Below are 21,468 nucleotides of genomic sequence, written 5' to 3' on the forward strand. Positions count from 1 at the left end.
ATCCCAAATGCATGAAAATAAAAAAGTTGTAAAAGCTGAATAAGGATTAACAACCGTTTCAAAATGAGCCAGAAGTTTAAATTGAATTGTAGGCAGCAAAAAAACTTAAAGGTAAAGGAGAGATTCTTAATGGAAGCTTTATATACAGCAACAGCAACAGTTAAAGGTGGACGTACAGGTTCGGTGGCTTCTTCGGATGGAGTGCTCAAGCATGATCTGAAAATGCCAAAAGAACTTGGAGGCGCAGGTGGTGAAGGAACCAATCCTGAGCAGCTCTTTGCAGCGGGATATGGTGCATGTTATGAAAGTGCTCTTGCCAATGTGGCACGCAAAGCGGGCGTGAAGTTGGAGAATGTGGTGGTAACCAGTAATGTATCCATCGGCAAAGATCCGGCAGATGATGGTTTCCAACTGTCTGTACGTTTGGATGTGAGCATGCCTGGCGTCGATCACAGTCAAGCAGAAGATCTTGCTCGTAAGGCACATGATTTCTGTCCTTATTCCAAGGCAACTCGCGGCAATATTGATGTGGTACTTAATGTAGTTTAAGACCTGACTCGCAGGAGTAAAGGGAACATATAGAGCAGGGTATCCTTGGATGCCTGATGCTCGAGTACAAGACCCTGCTGGCCTTCGGCAGGGTTTTGTATTGTATAATACAGTTGCGATGCAGGAGATTGCATGTTGAACAGCGTACTATTTTACATAATCTACTCTTGCTTGAAGTCATACATTCGAATAAGGGGGAACGACCATGAGTATTGAAGAGATGATAGAACGGCGATTTGTATGCACCAAATGCAGGGGTACGGATTGCAACATTAAGGAAGTATCCATGTCAGGAGCGGGACTTAGCAAAATGTTTGATATTCAGCACAATCATTATCTCTTCGTCGCCTGTTCTTCCTGTGGATATGTTGAAGTATTCGATCCGGATGTGCTGAAAGGGAAAAAGCAGGGTCAGGTGGGTACCATTCTTGATATTCTATTTGGGGGATAAATGTGCGTGAGTTGACATCGAACTAAAATTTCTTTAATATGACTTAGTACTGAGAAGTGTCAATGCATGAACCAAATTTGAATTAACAGGTGATATCCATGTCTTATAGACCGCGTATTGCAAATTTAGAATTAGCTAGTGGCAACAAGGAAGATGGATTGTATGAATTTAAAATGAAATTGGTAGACGGCACACAATGCCGTGTATTCTACTCCCATTCCCCGGAATGGAAGCTGACCAATATCAGCCGTCTACAGAAAACGCCTTGTCCGGTATGTCGCAAAGATTTCATTTGCAAATGCATGGACCAGTGGGCTGGTGACCTGCATCAACAGATGATTGATGACCAATGGATGGAAAAGGCAATTGCTGAGTAATTGCCAAGACAGATACGAGCGTGGGCATTGAGCCTGCGCTCTTTTTCTATTTTCCGCTACACTTAAATCAAATGTAAAAAAAAGCGACCGGGATGACTCAAAACGGGTAAGTTACACTAATAGCGCAATTATGAGGAGGCCATGATTATGACAGCAAATCAAACGGATCAGCATGAGGGACACCCGATTGTGCTTGTGGACGGAGTCTGTCATTTCTGCCAAGGATTAACGAAGTGGATCATCAAGCGTGACCCGGAGGGGAAATATCATTTTGCATCACTTCAATCGGATGTAGCAAAACAATTGCTGGAGAAGGGCAATCTGTCCACGGACAGCATGGATACGTTTGTACTCATTGAGGATGGAAAATATTATACACGTTCAACCGCTGCGCTGCGTCTGGCCAAAGGATTGAAATTTCCTTATCCATTATTGTACGTGTTGATTATTGTACCGAAATTTATTCGGAATGCCATATATAACATGGTAGCTCGCAACCGATATCGCTGGTTCGGTCAAGATGAAGTGTGTATGCTGCCTACACCTGATATTAAGGATCGATTCCTTTAAAAGGAAGAAGCGTGACATATTGTATCGGTAACGATTGATTAATAACGGAAATAATTGGGTAATGAGTACGGATCAATTCTATTTTGGGAGGCAAATAACTTGAAGAAGTGGACTACATTAATGATTGGGGCATTATTAGCAGTAAGCATGACCGCTTGCAGTAACGATGCAGATAACAGTACAGCAACGCCGCCAGCTGGCAACGAAACGTCGAATGAGGAGAATACAACTGCGGAGCAGGCGACAAAGATCCCTACATTGGACGAATTAATTGAGAAAACGAATGCAGCGACTAAAGACATGAAAAGCTTCACTACGGAAGCCAATATTGATCAAAATTTGAAGCTGGTGAACGGCGAGCAGTCCCAGGATCAACAGGTGAAAACATCACTGAAGATGGATATCATCAAAGATCCGATGATGATCTACCAGGAGATGAAGATGGAAATGTCCGGACAGGAAGCGCAGAACGTGAAGCAGTACATCACTTCGGATAAGATTTATTCGCAGGTGGGGGACCAGTGGGTCAAAATTCCTGACGAGCAAACGAAACCACTGATTGAGCAGATGCAGGCAAGCATGAATCCGGAAGGTGAGCTGGAGCAATTCAAAAAGATTGCCGAAGACACCAAAATTACGGAAGAAGGCGACAATTACGTCATTAACGCTGACGTATCCGGTGATAACGTGAAGGAGCTGGCCAAAGCGGTCATGGAGCAAAACGGATCGGATGCCCAAACTCAAGCGATGCTTGATCAAATGAATATTACCAGCATGACAATGAAATATATGATCAACAAAGAAACCTATCTGCCTGCAAGTACGGATGTCAACATGGTGATGGATATGGAGCAGGAAGGACAGAAAATCTCGATGGACATGAAGATGACCAGCACGTTCTCTAACCATAATGGCGTGAAAGAGATCAAGATCCCGCAAGAAGCATTGGATAGTGCTAAATAAGAAGCGTAAGGATAAGCGGGTGTGATTCTCTCTAATGAGAAATTAACCTGGTTAAATCTACCATGATAATGGATGTATGAGGTAGATAATCTGGAGTAAGCACTTCTGAATGAATTTGTGTGAACCGACAGGTTCGCTGGATTCAATCAGGGGTGTTTTTCTTTTTTGTATGCGTTGTGGTTATAGTCCAAGGTGTTATAGTATAGTCGTGTAAGCGATTGAATTTAGAGTTGATGGGAAGTTGAAGGAAGGCTATTTCAGGCAGGAGGTCAAAGAAATGATAGAATTTGCACATATACACCATGTGAGTCTGGCTGTACGTGATCTGGAGGTTGCGAAGAAATTTTATTCCGGTTTGCTACGCATGCAGGAGATTAAACGTCCGCCGTTCAACTCTACGGGCACATGGTATGCCATTGGTAGTCAACAGCTTCATCTATTACAGCATCCGCAGGGACATACGCTTCGTGAGGCTGGCATCGATACAACAGATGGACATTTTGCGATCTGGGTGAAGAGTTACAAGGAGACTTTGGCCTGGCTGGAACAGCAGGGAATTGAATATGAGGCAAGACCAGATAGTGTTGCCGGGTTTGCACAGATTTTTGTGCTTGATCCTGACTGCAATATTATTGAATTTGATGCACCCTATCATTCTTGAGCGGATTTACGTTTGAATAAATCCCTTGCTCCTCCAGAAATTGTATGCTATATTATCCATACATTCATAGCACGTGACGGAAGCACCGTCCATACACTGCATACTTTTTGCGGTTATTGGACGGTGCTTTTTTGTGCTTTTTTTGCAGGGAGGGGAGAAGAATTGATTGTTCTTAAGGCAGTGCTGGCTTCCAAAGACAGAGAGTATATCAGCGCCTGGCTTGATTTTGTACAAGGCAGCCTGTCCGGCTCCAGTATACGATTTACCGCCTTTTCACAATGGGAACCGTTCAGGGATCACATGAATGAGCAGGAAGGCAGGGAAGTGCCGGATTTGGTGATTGCGGAACCGGAATTTCTGAACCACTGGCTGAGTCACGGTGGTGAAACCTCGGGTATTCCATGGCTGATGCTTAGTGAAGGATTAGATGAAGTGGATGAGGATAAACGACTGATGAAATATCAACCATTGCCTACACTGCTGGACGCTGTTCTCAATGCTTGTCGGCAACCGCGTCGGAAGAAAACCCATCGTCCAGGACAGGAGACACTTTCTATTGGAGTTGTATCAGCTTCCGGAGGGAGTGGCAAAACTGCGGTGGCGATGCATATGGCGAAGCAGCTGGGGCTTGCAGGATATGCTGTTCTGTATCTCAATCTGGAGACACTGGATAGCTCGATGCCGTTTCTAGAGAAAGGTCTGTCTAGAAGTGGGCAGCGTATACCTGACGCAGAAACGGGGCTGTCACGTCTGCTTTATGATTTGAAGGTGGGCAGGAAGGAATCAGGCAAACAGGGACAAGCACAGTCCTCCACCAAAGGGGTGGACGGATATGTGCTACGTCACGAAGCGCTGAAGTCGGATGTATTCTGGCCGTTATCGAATCGGAAGGAATTGCTGCAAATGTCCCGTGAAGATACGAAGAGCCTGATCCGTTATTTGGCCGACAGCGGGCAATATGATGTGCTCATTCTGGATGGGGACTCAGGTTGGGATGGACGAAGTGAGGGGATTTTCGATGCTGCCGATGCTTTCGTCTGGCTGGTTGAGGATGACATCTCTTCCATGCACCGCTGGGGTCAATGGATTCAGCATATGGAGCGTACGTGGCCGGATCTGCATGAAAGTGTACTGGATCGTGCCCGCTTCATTGTCAACAAGTATCGGGACAGCGTCATCAATGCTTTGCCAAGACCTGATCTGCATCTGGATGCTGTGCTGCCGTATATCCCTTCCTGGAAGCAGCTAAGCCAGGAGGAAGTGATGCTCAGCTCACCGATCTTTCAACGCGAAGTGAAGAGACTATGCGCCATGATTGTACAGGACGGGGAAGAAGAACTGAAGCAGACAGGACGAATCCAGAAGGGGGATGGGTGGTCACTATGACGGACTCATCCAGGATGATACTGGACCGTGAAGAGCAGTTTCAGATCATGCGTCGCGAGGTCAGGGCTGGCCTCGATTTAACGTCGTCTGCGGGAGACGAAGAACTGTGGCAGGGAATTGAGCGCAAAGTGCTCTCTGACCCCAAGCTGGATGATCTGACCTCCGGAGAGCGTCATACGCTGGTGCAACGGTTATTTGACTCCTTTCGAGGGCTGGATATTCTGCAACCATTGGTGGATCATCCCGAAATTACGGAGATTATGATCAACAGCCACCGGGAGATTTTCGTTGAGCAGGAAGGTGAAGTCAGACAGATCACACTGGAGTTCGAGTCAAGGGAACGGTTGGAAGACATTATCCAGATGATTGTATCCGGGGTGAACCGGATTGTGAATGAGTCTTCTCCAATCGTGGATGCGCGGTTGAAAGACGGCTCTCGGGTCAATATTGTGCTGCCTCCGATTGCATTGAAGGGTCCGACTATGACGATTCGGAAATTCCCGAGTGAACCGATGAAGATGTCCGATCTGATTGGTAAAGGTGCCCTGTATGAGGAAGCGGCAGAGCTGCTGCAGCAGTTGGTGCGCAGCAAATACAATATTTTTATCGGCGGCGGAACCGGGTCGGGGAAAACCACTTTCCTAAATGCATTATCTCAGTTTATTCCTGCGGATGAACGGATCATCACGATTGAGGACTCTGCTGAATTACAGATTGTCACAGTACCCAATCTGGTATCACTGGAGACGCGCAATGCGAATACCGAGGGCAAGGGGCAAATATCCATCCGTGACCTGATCAAGTCATCCTTGCGGATGCGTCCGAATCGAATTGTCATTGGTGAGGTGCGGGGAGCAGAAGCGCTGGATATGTTGCAGGCCATGAACACAGGGCATGATGGAAGCTTGTCCACAGGGCACGCAAACACGATCTCCGATATGATCAGCAGATTAGAGACCATGGTGCTCAGCGGAGCGGATCTTCCCATTGCAGTTGTCCGGCAGCAGATCAGCTCGGCCATTGATATCTTTGTACATCTATCCCGGCTGCGCGACCGTTCACGTCGGGTGACCGAGATTAGCGAAGTGATTGGCATGCAGGACGGAGAAGTACTGCTTAATCCACTGTTTCGTTTCCAGGAAATTGAAGAAAAAGAAGGCAAGATTATTGGTGGACTCGTGCAAGTTGGAACGCTGAGACAAGTGGATAAAATTCAGATGGCTGGGCTAGGGGAATGGTTGAACGAGTACATAGAACGCAATAGCGATAAGTTGAATGAATCGGATAACAACGTAAATTAGTTGATTTTATGGGTAGGTGATGAAGTTGGGTGAGGCCAGACAGGCGTTAACGGACTACACCGTATATACGCTATCCCGGAAACAGCGGATGGTCTGCATGCTGATTAGTGGTTTGTTGTTCTTTGGTGTCGGTATTCTGTTCTATCATCACTGGTTGGCCGGACTGATATTGGCTGCGGGGTGTATATGGGTACCAAAACACTGGACAAAAGTACTGCTGGAACGAAGAAGAATGACTCTCAGTTTACATTTTAAGCAGGCATTATATGCGTTGTCCTCCGCGCTGGCTGCGGGAAAATCGGTAGAGAACGGTTTTAAGGAATCCGTGGAGGATCTGCGCATGCTGAACCCTGAGGCCGATACGGATCTCATTCGGGAATTCACCATTCTGAGGACGCGGATGGAATATGGTCAGCCCATTGAAGAGGCACTGCAAGACTTCTCGGACCGGGCCAAAATTGAGGATATCACAAACTTTGCCGATGTGTTCATCACTTGTAAGCGAACGGGTGGAGATCTGGTCGAAGTGGTGAGGCGAACCTCTGCGGTCATTGGTGAGAAGCTGGATATTCAGCAGGACATCATGGTAGCGGTGGCACAGAAAAAGTTTGAATCCAAAGTGATGTTTGCCGCTCCATTTATTTTTCTGATTTTTCTAAACTTTACGGCCAAGGATTTTATGGAGCCGTTATACAGCGGGATGGGATATATGATCTCCAGCGGGGCATTGGCATTACTCGCCTGCTGTTATTTGTGGATTACACGCATTATGGATATCAAAGTATAAGGAGCTGACACGATGCTGCTTCCCGTTATTTTCGGAGGGGTGCTCGGAGCAGGGTGGCTGGTGCTGGATCGAACGCGAGGGCAGACTTACCGGCATTTGCGCAAACTGGATATGGAAGGATTACGACTGAAGAAGCTGCATGGTCCCTTTTTGTTTTTATTGGACAAGTTCGAAGTGGGCCGCAGATTGCCTGTGCTCATGTTCCGCATGCAGCATGCCATTCAGAAAATGTATGGCATACAGCATAGTGGCGAGAAAACGATGCTCTACTGTGCTGAAATGCTGACTTACTCATGGCTGATGTTGCTCGTAGGCTGCCTTTTGTCGCTCGTTGGGGATATGGGACTTGGCGGTATGGTAGGTGGATTGGCACTGGGTGTTGCACTGCCCTTCGCCCTTTACAAAGACCTTAACACCAAAGTACAGCGAAGAGATCAGGACATACTCATGGAGCTGCCGGAGTTGTTGAACCGCATTGTTCTGCTGGTTGGTGCGGGAGAAACGGTGCAGCGTGCCATTGTTCACTGTGTAGCCAGTCAGGGAGAACGGAATCATCCCCTCTATAATGAGCTGCGAAAGATGGTTGGGGATTGGAACAACGGTTATTCGTTTCAACAATCCTTTGAACAGTTCAGTCGTCGGTGTGGTGTACAGGAAGTGACGATTTTTACAACAACAGTGCTGCTGAATTTTCGGCGAGGGGGAGGTGACTTTGTACTGGCGCTGCGGGATCTGTCCCATGTGTTGTGGGAAAAACGCAAGGCCGTTAGTCGGGCTAAGGGAGAACAGGCTTCTTCCAAACTGGTGTTTCCGATGGTACTGATCTTTTTTTCGATTGTCGTGATGATCGGGGCACCTGCTTTTATGATGATGAATATGTAGGAGGAATTGGGATGCTGGAATTGATGAAAAGCAAAGTAACTGGATTTTGGAGGGAAGAGGAAGGGCTTGGTACGCTGGAGCTTATTCTGATCATCGGCGTTATTATCATTATTGCATTAATATTCAAGGATCAAATTAAAAAATTGGTAGAAAGACTGTTAACGAATGTGAGCAATAGAAGTAATGAGTTTTTCGAATAACCAATTCAAAAAGGAAGAAGGGAGCTTCACCATTGAAGCTTCCCTGGTCTTCCCTATCGTGTTGTTTATTCTCGTCTTGCTCCTCTTTTTCTCCATGTACATGTATCAAAAGACATTTCTGAACCAACATGCGTATGCAGCTTCTGAACGTGCCGCTTACAGTTGGGACAACAGCCACAAGCAGGCGATGACGGGTGAAGTTGTGGCCGAGGAATATGACAACCTGTACTGGAGACTGACCGATGATCGATTGCTCGGAGCACTGTTTGGTTGGGCGGGAGCGGACAATGAGGTTATTGTGTCAGTACCTGCGGGAGAAGGCGGAAGTCTATCGGAAAAGAAACTGTCCCAAGCCGCAGAAGGCATGCCTTCTGGCATGAACGGGACAATTGAATATCAGAATTCGCTGATCCAACGAAAAGTTACAACCAAGCTGGAGCAGGTGATTTCTTTACCGCTGCCTTCTTTTTTATTCGATTCAGGTAACAGTGTATTAACACAATGGTCATCAACGGTTGTAGAACCGACGGAATTCATCCGAACGGTGGATCTGGTCCGTTATTATGCGGCCAAGTTTAAAGGCAAGGGCGGAGGCACAGCCAGTACTGCCGCTGAAGCGGGACAGGTTGTACAGTATTTTGGCAAAAGCAAAAAATGAGGAGAGGAGGAGGAAACACTGTTCAGAAAAAAAGACGGTGAATCAGGAGCCGTAACCGTGTTCTTGATCTTGATTTTGGCTGGAATGTTTATGTTTGTTTCCATTTTCATTGATTATGCACGTATTGCTGCTTTCAAAGTACAGGCAGAACGAATGACGCATGCAGCGATGAGATCTGTGATGTCAGCCTATGATACTTCCTTGCGGGAGTATGGTCTATTTGGATACGGTGACAGCAGTGGTGAGGCCATTATGGCCAAGGTGCTGAATGATAGTGTGAAGCCCTCGGCTGTGAAAGATGGTTTTCCCATTCTGGATATCCAATGGGATACGACTTCACTAAGCATGGAGCGTGAACTGGGCAGATACGATATTTTTAATCGCCAGATTCAGGAGGATATGAAATATCGTGCGCCGGTTGATTTTACCCTGGAAGTTGTCAACCGTTTTAAGCCGATGTCGGAAGAGATGAAAGAAGCTGCTTATACTGTTGATCTGCTCAAGAAATTGCAGAAACTGTATGACAAACGTGAGGAATTGCTGGACGAAGCAATAGCCAATCAGACGGAATCTGCCGATAAGCTGAAGGGTCTGCCCGCACTGATCATGAATCCGCCTTCCTCTGCCATTTATGATGAGATGTTAAGAGAGACGCCAGAGACAGCTGCTGAAGTAGCAGCGCGTTATGCGGATTATCTAAACAAGAAACAAATGGATGAGGGACTGCCATTCAACCAGCAACAGTACATGCTAGAGCTGGCTCGTTATCGGACAGGTGTGGGGAATGTGGCGACAGGCATAAGCATGATCATACAACCAGCATTGCAAGCTCACCAGACAAAATTGGAGGAAGCCCAGGCCAAGATTGAAGAAGCTCGCAAGATCAATGAGGAAATGAAGCGTGTAATCGCTGAGGGGGAGAACCGTTCACAGAATGCCAGTTATGAAAAAGTAGGCAACTCAACACTGCCTGGGACGAGTCCTCCATCTACCGGATCGGGAAGTGAAGCCAAGAGTACACGCTCCCTTGCTTCTGAACTTGTAAGAGCCGACACATTATTCGATCAGTTAAATGCACGTGTACGCTCACAAAATTCGGATTTTACCAATGTCAGAAATGACAGTATGGAGCTTAATACGCAGCTTCGTTCGGTTACGGTAATGAGTGGTGTTTCCATTAAACCAGCGGTTAGACAGGCTAGTCAAGTCACGGAACGATACATGGACACTTATGTAAGAAGTGGTCCCTCCAATGTCATTCTTCAAAGCAAACAGCTGTTGGAGAGCGGTCGTGGCTCCGATGCCCAGCGCAAAGCGAATGATAAGGAATCCAAAGGGAAGTTGAAGGAAGTTAAACGCATATTATCGCAAATCGAAAAGGGGAGCTCCGGCTCCATGGAAGCCTTTAAACAACTGGAGGAGTACTACAACGCCAACATCGCTTTTAACCAAGCGAGCCGTGAGGAAGCCCAGAAGGCAGAGATTGCTGGCGATCCGTATGACTCTGGTGGTGATGCCATGAACGGAATGGACAGTTTGTTCGGCGGGATGTCCAATTTGCTGGATAGTCTTGGCGATGAATTGTTTCAGAATGAGTATGCACTGGCATATTTCAACTCGATGGATTTTGGACAGCTGCTGAGCTGGACTGAAGGTAGTGGAGATGCTGGTGAAGTGTTCAAACTGGAAAATCAGGAACTGGAGTATATTATCTATGGTTTTCATAATCCTTCGGGGAATATGGCGGCTGCATATGCGGAGATCTTTGGTATGCGTCTGGCGATTCGAACTGCAGAAGGATTGATTGAGAACAGCAAGCTTGGAAATCCACTACTTGTATTATCTGCTGCGATTTTATACGGAATTACAAACGCTATAGCAGATATGGTGAAATTGGCTAAAGACGGCAGTGTGGAATTGTCCAAATATATCAAAGTCAAGCTTACATACAGGGACCATCTCCGTTTGTTCCTATTAATGCATAGCAACAATGAACGCAAAATGTCCAGAATGTTGGCTTTGATCCGATTGAATACCGGAGTGAATCCGGATGAGAAGCAGACATACGCTTCAGGAAACATTCGCAGTAGTATCAAATTGTGGTTTTTACCGGGAGTCACAAGAAGTATAGGTGCTGTCATGGGTAGTGCAGACCAGGTAGAAGATGGGCGATTTTTCATAGATCGGAAGGCCGATTATTCCTATTGAATAATCCGGGTTTTTTCGTGGAGGGATTATGGATAAGCAGCATCAGCAGGAAAAAATATTGGCACGTTTACAGAATCAACTTACACGAGTGCGTAGATTGGAAAGATTGAAGTCTCTGACTGAGCAGATACATTCTACTCCCAAGGTGCGTTTTCCAATAAAAGAATGTTCTACAAAAAAGACGGGTTCATCAGAAAAGGAAATAGGCAGCATCGTTTTGGAAGCCTCGCTGGTTTTGCCTGTATTCCTGTTCTTTGTCATGTTCCTGATTTACATCGTGCAGATGACGTTGGTATCAACAGCGTTGCAGAGCACGGCAGGTGAGGCGGTAAAGCAGTTATCCACCCAAATATATCCCGTATCCCTTGTGTTCACACCCTCTGATTCCGCGGGTAGTGGAAGCTCAGAGGGGGGATGGAAAATACCGGAGCTGTCACTGACGGAATGGGCCGAAGAGTATGCCTCTTCACTGCCGGAGCCACTCAGTGATTGGGTTCGTGCAGCTGCTGCCAGAGGTGAACAACCGTTACAGGAAATCAAGACATCCGTTCTTGAGACGGTGCTTGATCCGACCGTTAAGCCGCTGCTCAAGCCTTTTATTAATACTTCTCTACTGGATGTAGAGCGTGTGCATGTTAATGGTATTTCCATACCTGATCTCAAAAATAAAACGAATCCTTACTTTCGGCTTGAATTGAGCTATGAATTGCCTGTTAAAGTCCCCTTTTTAGGGAAGTCTTTACGTATTCAAGCTGCTGCGGCAGAACGGGTGTGGATTGGAGATACTGGAGAAGGCTCCAATAGTAGTGGAGGAGACGCGGATTCAGCTGGAGCAGCAACCGTGTTATCCAAGCCGGAGCCAGCATACATAGGCAACAACGCGACCATTAAGGTCAAAGTGGAGCCTGGGGCTACAGCGAATCTTACGATATTTTACAAGTCCGGTGAAAGTTCAGCCAAACATATCGGATGGGCAACTGCCGACGAAAATGGTGTGATTGAGTGGAACTGGTTTGTCGGTACACGTACTACAGAAGGCACATGGACATTTGTTGTAGAGACAGCGGAGGGTGCCAAGACGGTGACTGAGTTTAATGTGGCTTCCAGAAAATAAGGAGGGAGATGATGGAGGTGGAGTGGTTTTACTGGGCCTGTGGTCTATATGTGATTGCGGCTTTTGTTACAGATGTTTGTTCAATGAAAATCCCAAATCGTTTGACTTTGCCAGTAACTGTCGCGGGAGTGCTGGCCCATATTATTTGGGGAGGATGGGAGGGGTTTCTGTTCTCTGCAGCCGGATTCGTGATGGGGTTCGGTGTGTTATTTCTAATGTATCTGATTGGGGCAGTGGGTGCGGGAGATGTTAAATTGTTTGGAGGAATTGGAGTTTGGACAGGACTGGCCTTTGGCGTTCACGTTATTATTTACTCCGTTTTGTATGCAGGGGCAATTGGATTAATTATTCTCTTGTTCCGCAGGGATTCTGCAAAGCGCATTCGCGGCATGGCAGGGAATCTTGCCGGTTTCTTCATGCTCGGTTCGCTCAAACTGGTTCATCATGAAAAGACATTGAAGTTTCCTTTTATGCTGGCCGTATTGCCGGGATTCATTAGCGCCTATATCTACATGACTTAATTAAGCAATGGAAAGAGAGGATTGGCATGTATGGATTAACGAGAGATTTCATTCGAAACGGCGGGTCGTTTATGGTTTTGGAGAAAGTGGAAGGGTTGCGAATGGACGAACTGAGCCGTGTGCAGATGGGCATGTTGTCTTCCAATCAAATTCCTCGACTTCTTCCAATTCATATTCGAGAGGTAGACCGAAATGTAACGTTACAATATGATATTTCAGGATATAAGATGTTACCTCAGATGTTGAAGTCAGGAAAAATCAAGCTGCGTGTGTTATATGGACTATTGTTTCAGCTGGCAGACACGTTTACGGAATGTAGACAATATATGTTGGATTCACGCAAATTACAGATTCAGGAAGAGTACATATTTATTAATGGTTCACTTGAACTGGGAGAACTTGGTTTGGTATACATCCCGATTGTTGATGCAATTGAGAGTGATCCGACGCCTCAGCAATTCCGCGAACTGGTTATTAGGCTGATGGCCCATGTTCAGGAACTTCAAGGCGAAGGGATTCAGCGTGTCCTCCAGCTATGTGACAGTGAACAATGGGATATCAGACAGCTGCGTGAACTTTTGCTTGAGTTATATGCAGATGAGCAGAGCGGTTCAGGACAGGCATCATTTATGTCTTCTCGTGGGTCATCCGGGTTAACTGACAGTAAATTAGGAATTCAATTTTCTGTGATCCCAGAGCAGGGACATGAGTCGTTTTCCAATAGAAGTGGGCAAGACCAGTATCGTCAGTTAGATCGAAACGGCGAAGCTGGGCAGCACTTGAAATCAAATCATCAACCTTGGGTATCTACTGGGGAGGATGAAAAACCACTTAACAAACCCTTTTCAGGATTTTCCGGCAGACGTTCACTGATAGAGTCCTCATTGCAAGCGAAAGGTGCTGAAAATCCGTCACAGCTCCAAACGTTTGATTCAATACAGGACGATGATATGGAAAAGGATGAGAAGGACAAGAAGCAGGATTCTTCCAAAACGACCTATATCATTCTGGGTTGTATGATTGCCACGGCATTGGTATGGAGATTCATCTATATGGAACAACCAGGGCAGACACAAATGATTCTATCCGCAGCATTAAGTGCTGGGTTGCTTGGGATTGCAGGTTGGGCATGGGTGACCAAAGGGAAATTTGGAAATTCGAAATCCAATCGGCTACGCCAAAATATGCCGAATGAAGAATATACAGATAACGAATTACAGGAGGGGTCATCCAATAAGCGATCTGTTTTTTTTGGCTTGGGTAGAGGCAAAGATAAGCAGAAAGAAAGCGAAGAAGAGATGTTTCAGGAGAGCTGGCGTTGGAATGCATCTGAAATGTCACCCGAAGATAACACGTATGCACAAGGCTACACGAGTCAACAGAGCTCTGGTGATATGAAGAGTGCTCAATCAGAACGGGGGGAATTTTATGAATCCAGGTCATCTGTAGCAGGAAATTCTCGCTTTCATAATCTACATATACCATCTGAAGCATCCGATGAACCTTTCATTCAGCATACTGTCGAAGCCATGGCAGCAACATCGGAACTTGTGCGTCATCATGCGGCGGCTGATGCAACTGTAAACTTGCAGAGTGTTGCCGGCGGAGGCTTAACAGGTGCAAGTCCAGTTGTACCTTCCTTTTATCTTGAACGCAGATCAGCAAGCGGAGACAAACATGAACGGATGGATGTCCGTGGAGCATCGTTTGTTATTGGTCGATCGGCGGACATGGTCCAGTGGGTAGATTCAGCAACCGGCGTGTCCCGTGCTCATGTGGAATTGAGCCGGAACAAATCGGGCTATGTTATTAAGGATTTGGGTTCTGTGAATGGAACCATTCTCAAGGGCAATGTTCTTGCTCCGTACAAAGAATATCCACTTGAAGATGGAGATACCTTTACGTTGGCTGAGTCTGTTTATACGTATCGATCAGTCGGATAGACCCCGGTGTTTAAGATCTTCAAGTGCTTCGGTTAATGTAGGGAAGGTGAACTGGAATCCGTGATCCAACGCTTTTTGCGGGATAACCCGCTGCCCTTGCAGCAGCACGACAGAGAGTTCTCCAACCAGTGTTTTGATCAGAATTGCGGGTACAGGGAACCAGTGCGGACGATGATACACTTTGCCTACCGTTCGTCCGAATTCATCGTTGGTAACGGGGTTAGGCGAAGAGGCGTTCACCGGACCGGAGATTTCTTTATTGTGGATCGTGAAATCAATCAAACGCACAATATCCATAATATGAATCCAGCTGGTCCACTGTTTGCCGCTTCCCACCCTGCCCCCAACACCAAGCATATAAGGAAGTTTCATTAATGGAAAAGCTCCTTTTTTATGACCAAGCACGAGGCTAACGCGGATTTTCACGAGTCTCACATGTTTGATGGCATCAGCAGCAACTTCCCATTGCTCAGAGACGCGGGATGGAAAATTCATCGATTTTTGTGGACTGTTCTCATCAAATGTTTCTGTGGGAGAGGTGCCATAGATTGCCATGGCAGATGCCTGTACGACTACCTCCGGTTTGTGTTCCAGTAAATCTATCAATTTGGCTACGCGCGCTACAGTAGTCACTCTCGATTCAACGATCTCCAGTTTCGCCTTGGTTGTCCAACGTTGATTCAACGTTTCCCCGGCGAGATTCACCAAAGCATCCATTCCCTCCAGCAAATGAGGCTGTTCCTCTACCTGTTCCCATGAGATATAAGTAAGATTTTGGCTGGTATTATGTAAATTCGGCAGTTTGCGTGTAATAACTTTCACATGATGGCCTGCCTGAAGCCAGTAATCAACGAGCGCTCCTCCGACAAAACCGGTACCTCCACAAATCGCAATCTTCATCTTGGCGACCCCCTTGTTATTTTGACTGTACTGACATGTATTGCTAGATCGACAAACAGCCCCGGGCGGTAAGCACTGCCTTGCTGGGGATGACTTACCTGACGGAGCATGTTTGCACATATGTAAGCCTGATACATGTTCGGCTGAATTCATTGATCTATTTATTCATCAAATGTTTATAAGGCGAATAGTCAATTTGGTTCTTCTCCAGAAATTTCACCAGAAACTTATTATCCCGCTTCGGTGTGGCTATAATGTATCCTTTAATGCAATGATCCCTGGATACTTCAGGTGCATTATCTTCGTACGCAATTTTCCCGATTTCTGCTGCGATGGAATGTTTGGCGATATCTCGAAATGGGCCGGGAACAGGTTCTACAAGCTGGTCAAGAAAAGCTTTTGCTTCATCTGTCCATAAATGACGGCTGGTTTCAACCCAGTGGTTCTGCCAATCGAGTTTGGACTTCCCGTCTGCCTTCGGAAGCACTTTCAAAAACTTGCGCATCATAAAAAATCCGCCAACACACATACTTCCGAGCAAAAGAACGGTCCAGAATGCGATTGTGTTCATAAACCAATTGCTGGGGGAACTACTGGTCAACGTCAAAGCGTAGGAGCCGAAAATCATTGCGGAGTCACCTCGGATTATTGATTTTCACGGAAAGACGGATTCCGCCCACCCATGTTCCAAATTACAGCTGTAAAAAATAGCCTATATCCCGAATTATAGCGCATTTCTAGATTTATTTCGATAATCGCGTTAGAATAAGGGTTAATTCAGAAAAAGGGGGATTAATGATGCTTAAAATCGGCTCCCATGTGTCCTTTTCGGACAAGGGATTATTGAGTGCAACGAAGGAAGCGTCCTCGTACGGTTCCAGTTCGTTTATGATATATACGGGTGCACCGCAAAATACCCGCCGCAAGCCTATTGAGTCCATGTTTATTGAGGAAGGCAAGCTTGCGATGCAAGAGGGCGGAATGGAAGATATCGTTGTCCATGCGCCATACATTATTAACCTCGGATCATACAAAGAAAACACGTATGAACTGGCCGTAAGTTTCCTTCAGGAAGAGATCCGTCGTACACATGCGATTGGTGTCAAAAATATCGTGCTGCATCCCGGCGCATTTACGGACAAGGATGCTCACTACGGCATCGGGCGTATTGCTGAAGGCTTGAATGAAGTGCTGGACGGAGTCAAAGAGACGGATGTGAATATCGCTCTGGAAACGATGGCCGGTAAAGGAACTGAAATGGGCCGCAGCTTCGAAGAAATTGCTCAGATCATGGAGAAGGTTACACACAATGAACGCCTTACTGTATGTATGGATACATGTCACATTCACGATGCGGGTTATGATATCGTGAACGACCTGGACGGTGTTCTTGAACAATTTGATCGTACGGTAGGGCTTGACCGCATTGCCGTAATGCATATTAATGATAGTAAGAACCCTGTGGGTGCGCACAAGGACCGTCATACACCGATTGGCTCCGGCTGGATTGGTTTTGAAGCCATTAACCGTGTCGTGCATCACGAGGCTCTTCAAGGACGTCCGTTTATTTTGGAAACGCCTTGGATTGGTAAAGAAGCCAAAACTCAGCGTCCTATGTATGAAGCGGAGATTGCATTGCTTCGCGGGGATGTTGCTGGTCGATTTGGTCCCGAATTCCTGACAGAAGTGGAACAACTGCATCATTTCTTCAAAGGAAAAGAGATTGAGTCCCGTTCATATGTTCTGGATATCTGGACATTGCTCAAGAATGACGCCAAAGCGAAGAAAGCCGATCCACGTGAGCCGTTGGAACGTCTGTATGATCTCGTGGCTGAAGCCGCATTGTTCCCGCACTTGAATGAAGAACAACTGAATCAACGTTTGATCGCCTGGCTTGCAGGCAAAGAAATTTTTGTCACGGCCTAGTTGAAGGAGGAAAATTAACCCGATGGAGATTCACGCTAAACAAGTACGACCTGATGTTAAAAACCGCGCCGATCGGGCGCGGATGCTTATTTCCTGTCCGGATGGACCGGGAATTGTTGCCGCAGTATCCCATTTCTTGCACCAGCATGGTGCAAACATTGTACAGTCGGACCAATACACAATGGACCCGGCTGGCGGCATGTTTTTTATGCGGATTGAGTTCGATCTTCCACAATTATCGGTGAACCTGTCCAAGCTGGAAGCAGATTTCGAAGAAGTGGCAACCCGCTTCAAAATGGATTGGAGTCTCTCTGCGGTTAGCCGCAAAAAGAAACTTGCCATTTTTGTATCCAAGGAGGATCACTGTCTGGTTGAGCTGTTGTGGCAATGGCAGGCTGGCGATCTGGATGCAGACATCGCGCTTGTTGTGAGCAATCATCTGGATATGAAAGACTACGTAGAATCATTTGGTATTCCTTATCACCATATTCCGGTTACAGCAGAGACGAAGAAGGAAGCGGAACAACGCCAGTTGGACGTCATTGGCAATGATATCGACGTCATTATTCTTGCGCGTTACATGCAGATCATTTCTCCGATGTTCATTGAGCATTACCGCAATCGCATAATTAACATTCATCACTCATTTCTGCCTGCCTTTGTCGGCGGTAAACCGTATGCCCAAGCGTACAACCGAGGTGTCAAAATTATCGGTGCGACGGCTCACTATGTTACGGAAGAGCTGGATGGCGGACCGATCATTGAGCAGGACGTTCAGCGTGTAAGCCACGGGGATGATGTAACCGAGTTGAAACGCATTGGACGTACCATTGAGCGTGTAGTTCTTGCTCGTGCGGTCAAATGGCATGTTGAAGACCGTGTACTGGTTCATGAAAATAAAACCGTTGTATTTTAAGCTAATACTTTAATACTGCGCAAGGTTGATTCGGAAAGATGCAGTTCAGTTCTATTCCGAAAAAAAGAAAAGGCGGTTCCCTATTCATGTCTGAACGGGGGATCGCCTTTTTGGTTGTGCTTCCGTAGATGACCGCACCAGCCAAGGACCACGCCAAATAACAGATGCCCTGCCAACCAGTAAAGAATCGCTTTTATATCATATAGATCAGGCACACGACTCGAAAGCTGGGAGAGCGGTATATATAGCAGGGAAGATAGAACTCCAATCAGGATGCCTTTGAATATCGGATGACCTGAACGCTGAATCCACCATATGTAGAAGATGCCAATGATTATGGAAACGATAAGATGCAGCACAAATTCGATGTATTCAGGTAATGTGGGCGGAAGCCATGGAACAAAATCAATGTTCAGCAGCAAGGTATAGACTTTTTCACCAGTGTAGGTCTGAATAGCCTTTAAAAAGAACCCGAGCACCAGTCCGGATGTAAGACCTGTTAAAACCCCGGCCTTCCAGGGTAATATGTGCTTTAGCGAATTTGTTGACTTAGCCAAATGTTCCGGCATATGCGAACCCTCCTTTCCATATGAAGTACAGCCTGATGTGCATAAAAGTCCGATTTTTCCAATCATGATCAAGGACCATTATATGCAAAATCAACTTCAATATCTAAAAAGAGTATGGTTTTCCGCTTAAAGGTTATACTTCATCCGATGGATTTGCGATGCTGGCTGAGCTAGAAGATATGCTGAAATGCTCAGTATGACACTCTTTTTGCGCAACTGGAAACAAATCCCTCGTCATAAACAGCCGAATTTTCCCGATCTTCTAAAAGAAGGTTATGGAAAACCTTCACGCCAAGTGATACAATACAAAAGTGAATAAGTCAAAATGAAACACTCAAGCGGATTCACTTATTGTGAAATTCGGTTTGCTTGTATGATGAGAGGGATTCGCTTGCGCAACCCGACTTATCTAAAGACATGAGGAGGACAAACCATGACTGACAAGAACGAAGCGATTCAAAAGGAAGAGAACAACACCATCGACAATCTGTCAATCACTACCGTACGTACACTGGCGATTGATGCAATCGAGAAGGCAAATTCCGGACACCCGGGAATGCCTATGGGCTCCGCTCCAATGGGGTACCAACTTTTTGCAAAAACGATGACACATAACCCGGACCACCCAACTTGGGTTAACCGGGACCGTTTTGTCCTGTCCGCAGGACATGGCTCCATGTTGCTGTACAGCTTGCTTCACCTGAGCGGGTATGACCTGCCTATGGAAGAATTGAAACAGTTCCGCCAATGGGGAAGCAAAACGCCGGGTCACCCGGAATTCGGACATACTGCAGGCGTTGACGCAACAACTGGACCACTGGGCCAAGGTATTGCAATGGCTGTAGGTATGGCTATGGCTGAAGCTCAACTGGGCGCAACATACAATAAAGACAAATTCAACGTAATCGACCACTACACTTACGCAATCTGTGGTGACGGTGACTTGATGGAAGGCGTATCCCATGAATCAGCTTCCCTGGCTGGACGTTTGCACCTGGGTAAATTGATCATGTTGTTCGACTCCAATGACATCACGTTGGATGGTAAATTGAATCTGTCTTCTTCCGAAAGCATTGCGAAGCGTTTTGAAGCTTACGGCTGGCAAGTACTGCGCGTTGAAGATGGTAACGATCTGCCTGCAATCCAAAAAGCAATCGAGGAAGGTCAAGCAGATACGCTTCGTCCTACACTGATTGAAGTTAAAACTGTAATTGGTTACGGTAGCCCGAACAAACAAGGTAAAGGCGGCCACGGCGGTACTCACGGCTCTCCACTGGGTGCAGACGAAGCCAAATTGACCAAAGAGTTTTACAAATGGGTTTACGAGGAAGATTTCCACGTTCCAACTGAAGTTCGCGAACACTTTGCACAAGTGAAAGATCGTGGTATCTCTGCAAACAAAGCATGGGACGAGAAATTTGCCGAGTACAAAAAAGCATTCCCTGAGCTGGCAGCTCAATTCGAAACGGCAATTAATGGTGACCTTCCAGAAGGTTGGGATCGTGATTTGCCTAAATATGCAGCAACAGACAAAGCTGTATCCACTCGTGTAGCATCCGGTAATGCTCTGAACGGTTTGGCTCATAACGTGCCACAACTGACAGGTGGATCTGCTGACTTGGAAAGCTCCACAATGACTCACCTGAACAACCTGGAGAACTTCACACCTGAAGATTACTCCGGTCGCAACATCTACTTCGGTATCCGTGAATTCGGTATGGCTGGAGCAATGAATGGTATGGCACTGCACAGTGGTGTGAAAGTATTCGGAGGTACATTCTTCGTATTTACAGACTACCTGCGTCCAGCTGTTCGTCTCGCTGCCCTGATGGGTCTGCCTGTAACGTACGTCCTGACTCACGACAGTATCGCTGTTGGTGAAGACGGTCCTACTCACGAACCAATCGAGCAATTGGCATCCCTGCGTATCATTCCTAACTTGACAGTTATTCGTCCGGCTGACGGTAATGAAACTTCTGCAGCATGGGCTTACGCGCTTGAGAACAAGAGCAATCCGGTTGCACTCGTACTCACTCGTCAAAACTTGCCGATTCTGGAAGGTACTGTTGAAGGTTCCCGTGAAAACGTGAAACGTGGTGCGTATGTTGTCTCTGATGCAAAAGACGGCAAAGCTGTTGCTCAAATCATCGCGACAGGTTCCGAAGTGCAGCTGGCTGTCAAAGCTCAAGCAGCACTTGCTGAACAAGGCATCCAAGTTCGCGTAATCAGCATGCCGAGCTGGGATCTGTTCGAGAAACAGGACAAAGCCTACAAAGAATCCGTCCTGCTTCCGGATGTTAAAGCGCGTCTGGCGATTGAAATGGCTCACCCAATGGGTTGGGAAAAATATGTCGGCGATCAAGGCGACATTCTCGGAATCAACACATTCGGTGCATCTGCGCCTGGCGACCGTGTGATCCAAGAGTACGGCTTCACCGTGGAGAACGTGGTTAGTCGCGTAAAAGCATTGCTGTAATAGCTTCATAAGCGCTGCTGTGAATGGGATGAGCTTAACTGCGAGTCCTGCCGAGCAGCAAGTGAATTCCGGCAGAGAATGGGCGGGCAATCGCCCTGATCTGTTTTGCC

Annotated in this window: 22 protein-coding genes; 19 read left to right on the forward strand and 3 right to left on the reverse strand. The window is 46.6% G+C overall.

Translation table 11 applies throughout. From position 1 onward, the window contains the following. Positions 1–129: 129 nt before the first annotated feature. From BMY78_RS02685 to BMY78_RS02760, 16 genes are all read left to right on the forward strand, one after another. On the forward strand, positions 130–549 hold the full coding sequence (locus BMY78_RS02685) for an organic hydroperoxide resistance protein (RefSeq protein ID WP_090894430.1): 420 nt from the start codon (positions 130–132) through the stop codon (positions 547–549). Between the two features lie 205 nt (positions 550–754). Next, positions 755–1,000 (forward strand): zinc ribbon domain-containing protein, encoded by a 246-nt coding sequence (locus tag BMY78_RS02690; protein ID WP_024629326.1) that lies wholly within the window; start codon positions 755–757, stop codon positions 998–1,000. A 98-nt stretch (positions 1,001–1,098) separates the two neighbouring features. After that, positions 1,099–1,377 carry a hypothetical protein gene (locus tag BMY78_RS02695; RefSeq protein WP_024629327.1) on the forward strand — a complete coding sequence of 93 codons (279 nt, stop codon included), beginning with the start codon at positions 1,099–1,101 and terminating at the stop codon, positions 1,375–1,377. A 147-nt stretch (positions 1,378–1,524) separates the two neighbouring features. Continuing rightward, positions 1,525–1,947 (forward strand): thiol-disulfide oxidoreductase DCC family protein, encoded by a 423-nt coding sequence (locus BMY78_RS02700; protein ID WP_090894433.1) that lies wholly within the window; start codon positions 1,525–1,527, stop codon positions 1,945–1,947. A 99-nt stretch (positions 1,948–2,046) separates the two neighbouring features. After that, positions 2,047–2,910: a DUF6612 family protein gene (locus BMY78_RS02705; RefSeq protein ID WP_090894435.1), complete on the forward strand. Its 864-nt coding sequence runs from the start codon at positions 2,047–2,049 to the stop codon at positions 2,908–2,910. Positions 2,911–3,187: 277 nt separating this feature from the next. After that, on the forward strand, positions 3,188–3,571 hold the full coding sequence (locus BMY78_RS02710; protein WP_090894437.1) for a VOC family protein: 384 nt from the start codon (positions 3,188–3,190) through the stop codon (positions 3,569–3,571). 162 nt (positions 3,572–3,733) lie between these two features. After that, the gene (locus BMY78_RS02715; protein WP_090894440.1) at positions 3,734–4,957 is read left to right on the forward strand and encodes a nucleotide-binding protein; all 1,224 of its coding nucleotides are present in this window, start codon (positions 3,734–3,736) and stop codon (positions 4,955–4,957) included. Continuing rightward, positions 4,954–6,258, forward strand: coding sequence for a TadA family conjugal transfer-associated ATPase (locus BMY78_RS02720; RefSeq protein ID WP_090894442.1), 1,305 nt, complete (start codon positions 4,954–4,956; stop codon positions 6,256–6,258). The genes BMY78_RS02715 and BMY78_RS02720 overlap by 4 nt, the downstream gene beginning before the upstream one ends. Positions 6,259–6,277: 19 nt before the next feature. Then, complete coding sequence (locus tag BMY78_RS02725) at positions 6,278–7,045, forward strand: type II secretion system F family protein (RefSeq protein ID WP_090894445.1); 768 nt, start codon at positions 6,278–6,280, stop codon at positions 7,043–7,045. Between the two features lie 12 nt (positions 7,046–7,057). After that, positions 7,058–7,927, forward strand: a complete 870-nt coding sequence (locus tag BMY78_RS02730; RefSeq protein WP_090894447.1) for a type II secretion system F family protein — start codon at positions 7,058–7,060, stop codon at positions 7,925–7,927. 11 nt (positions 7,928–7,938) lie between these two features. Then, the gene (locus BMY78_RS02735; RefSeq protein ID WP_090894449.1) at positions 7,939–8,127 is read left to right on the forward strand and encodes a Flp1 family type IVb pilin; all 189 of its coding nucleotides are present in this window, start codon (positions 7,939–7,941) and stop codon (positions 8,125–8,127) included. Further along, positions 8,111–8,785 (forward strand): TadE/TadG family type IV pilus assembly protein, encoded by a 675-nt coding sequence (locus BMY78_RS02740; RefSeq protein WP_090894451.1) that lies wholly within the window; start codon positions 8,111–8,113, stop codon positions 8,783–8,785. The genes BMY78_RS02735 and BMY78_RS02740 overlap by 17 nt, the downstream gene beginning before the upstream one ends. A 57-nt stretch (positions 8,786–8,842) precedes the next feature. Continuing rightward, complete coding sequence (locus tag BMY78_RS02745; RefSeq protein ID WP_090894453.1) at positions 8,843–10,993, forward strand: hypothetical protein; 2,151 nt, start codon at positions 8,843–8,845, stop codon at positions 10,991–10,993. 28 nt (positions 10,994–11,021) lie between these two features. Next, complete coding sequence (locus BMY78_RS02750; RefSeq protein WP_090894455.1) at positions 11,022–12,107, forward strand: pilus assembly protein; 1,086 nt, start codon at positions 11,022–11,024, stop codon at positions 12,105–12,107. Positions 12,108–12,118: 11 nt separating this feature from the next. Next, positions 12,119–12,628 carry an A24 family peptidase gene (locus BMY78_RS02755; RefSeq protein WP_090894457.1) on the forward strand — a complete coding sequence of 170 codons (510 nt, stop codon included), beginning with the start codon at positions 12,119–12,121 and terminating at the stop codon, positions 12,626–12,628. Positions 12,629–12,654: 26 nt separating this feature from the next. Next, positions 12,655–14,571: a DUF6382 domain-containing protein gene (locus tag BMY78_RS02760; RefSeq protein ID WP_090894459.1), complete on the forward strand. Its 1,917-nt coding sequence runs from the start codon at positions 12,655–12,657 to the stop codon at positions 14,569–14,571. Here the strand turns inward: BMY78_RS02760 and BMY78_RS02765 are convergent. Beyond that, positions 14,560–15,471: a TIGR01777 family oxidoreductase gene (locus BMY78_RS02765; RefSeq protein WP_090894462.1), complete on the reverse strand. Its 912-nt coding sequence runs from the start codon at positions 15,469–15,471 to the stop codon at positions 14,560–14,562. The two genes, BMY78_RS02760 and BMY78_RS02765, sit on opposite strands and share 12 nt — an antisense overlap. Positions 15,472–15,628: 157 nt before the next feature. Beyond that, positions 15,629–16,099: a DUF2621 domain-containing protein gene (locus BMY78_RS02770; protein WP_090894464.1), complete on the reverse strand. Its 471-nt coding sequence runs from the start codon at positions 16,097–16,099 to the stop codon at positions 15,629–15,631. 170 nt (positions 16,100–16,269) lie between these two features. Between BMY78_RS02770 and BMY78_RS02775 the strand changes: the two genes are divergently transcribed. After that, positions 16,270–17,397, forward strand: coding sequence for a deoxyribonuclease IV (locus BMY78_RS02775; RefSeq protein ID WP_090894466.1), 1,128 nt, complete (start codon positions 16,270–16,272; stop codon positions 17,395–17,397). 22 nt (positions 17,398–17,419) lie between these two features. Then, complete coding sequence (gene purU / locus BMY78_RS02780; RefSeq protein WP_090894468.1) at positions 17,420–18,313, forward strand: formyltetrahydrofolate deformylase; 894 nt, start codon at positions 17,420–17,422, stop codon at positions 18,311–18,313. An 80-nt stretch (positions 18,314–18,393) separates the two neighbouring features. On the opposite strand, the gene BMY78_RS02785 is transcribed toward purU, so the two are convergent. Beyond that, a complete protein-coding gene (locus BMY78_RS02785) occupies positions 18,394–18,882 on the reverse strand; it encodes a hypothetical protein (protein ID WP_090894470.1) in 489 nt (162 codons plus the stop codon). A 433-nt stretch (positions 18,883–19,315) separates the two neighbouring features. On the opposite strand from BMY78_RS02785, the gene tkt reads away from it, so the two are divergent. Continuing rightward, on the forward strand, positions 19,316–21,358 hold the full coding sequence (gene tkt, locus BMY78_RS02790; protein WP_090894472.1) for a transketolase: 2,043 nt from the start codon (positions 19,316–19,318) through the stop codon (positions 21,356–21,358). Positions 21,359–21,468: the final 110 nt, after the last annotated feature.

The sequence above is a fragment of the Paenibacillus sp. OK076 genome (assembly GCF_900110055.1).
GTDB lineage: Bacteria > Bacillota > Bacilli > Paenibacillales > Paenibacillaceae > Paenibacillus.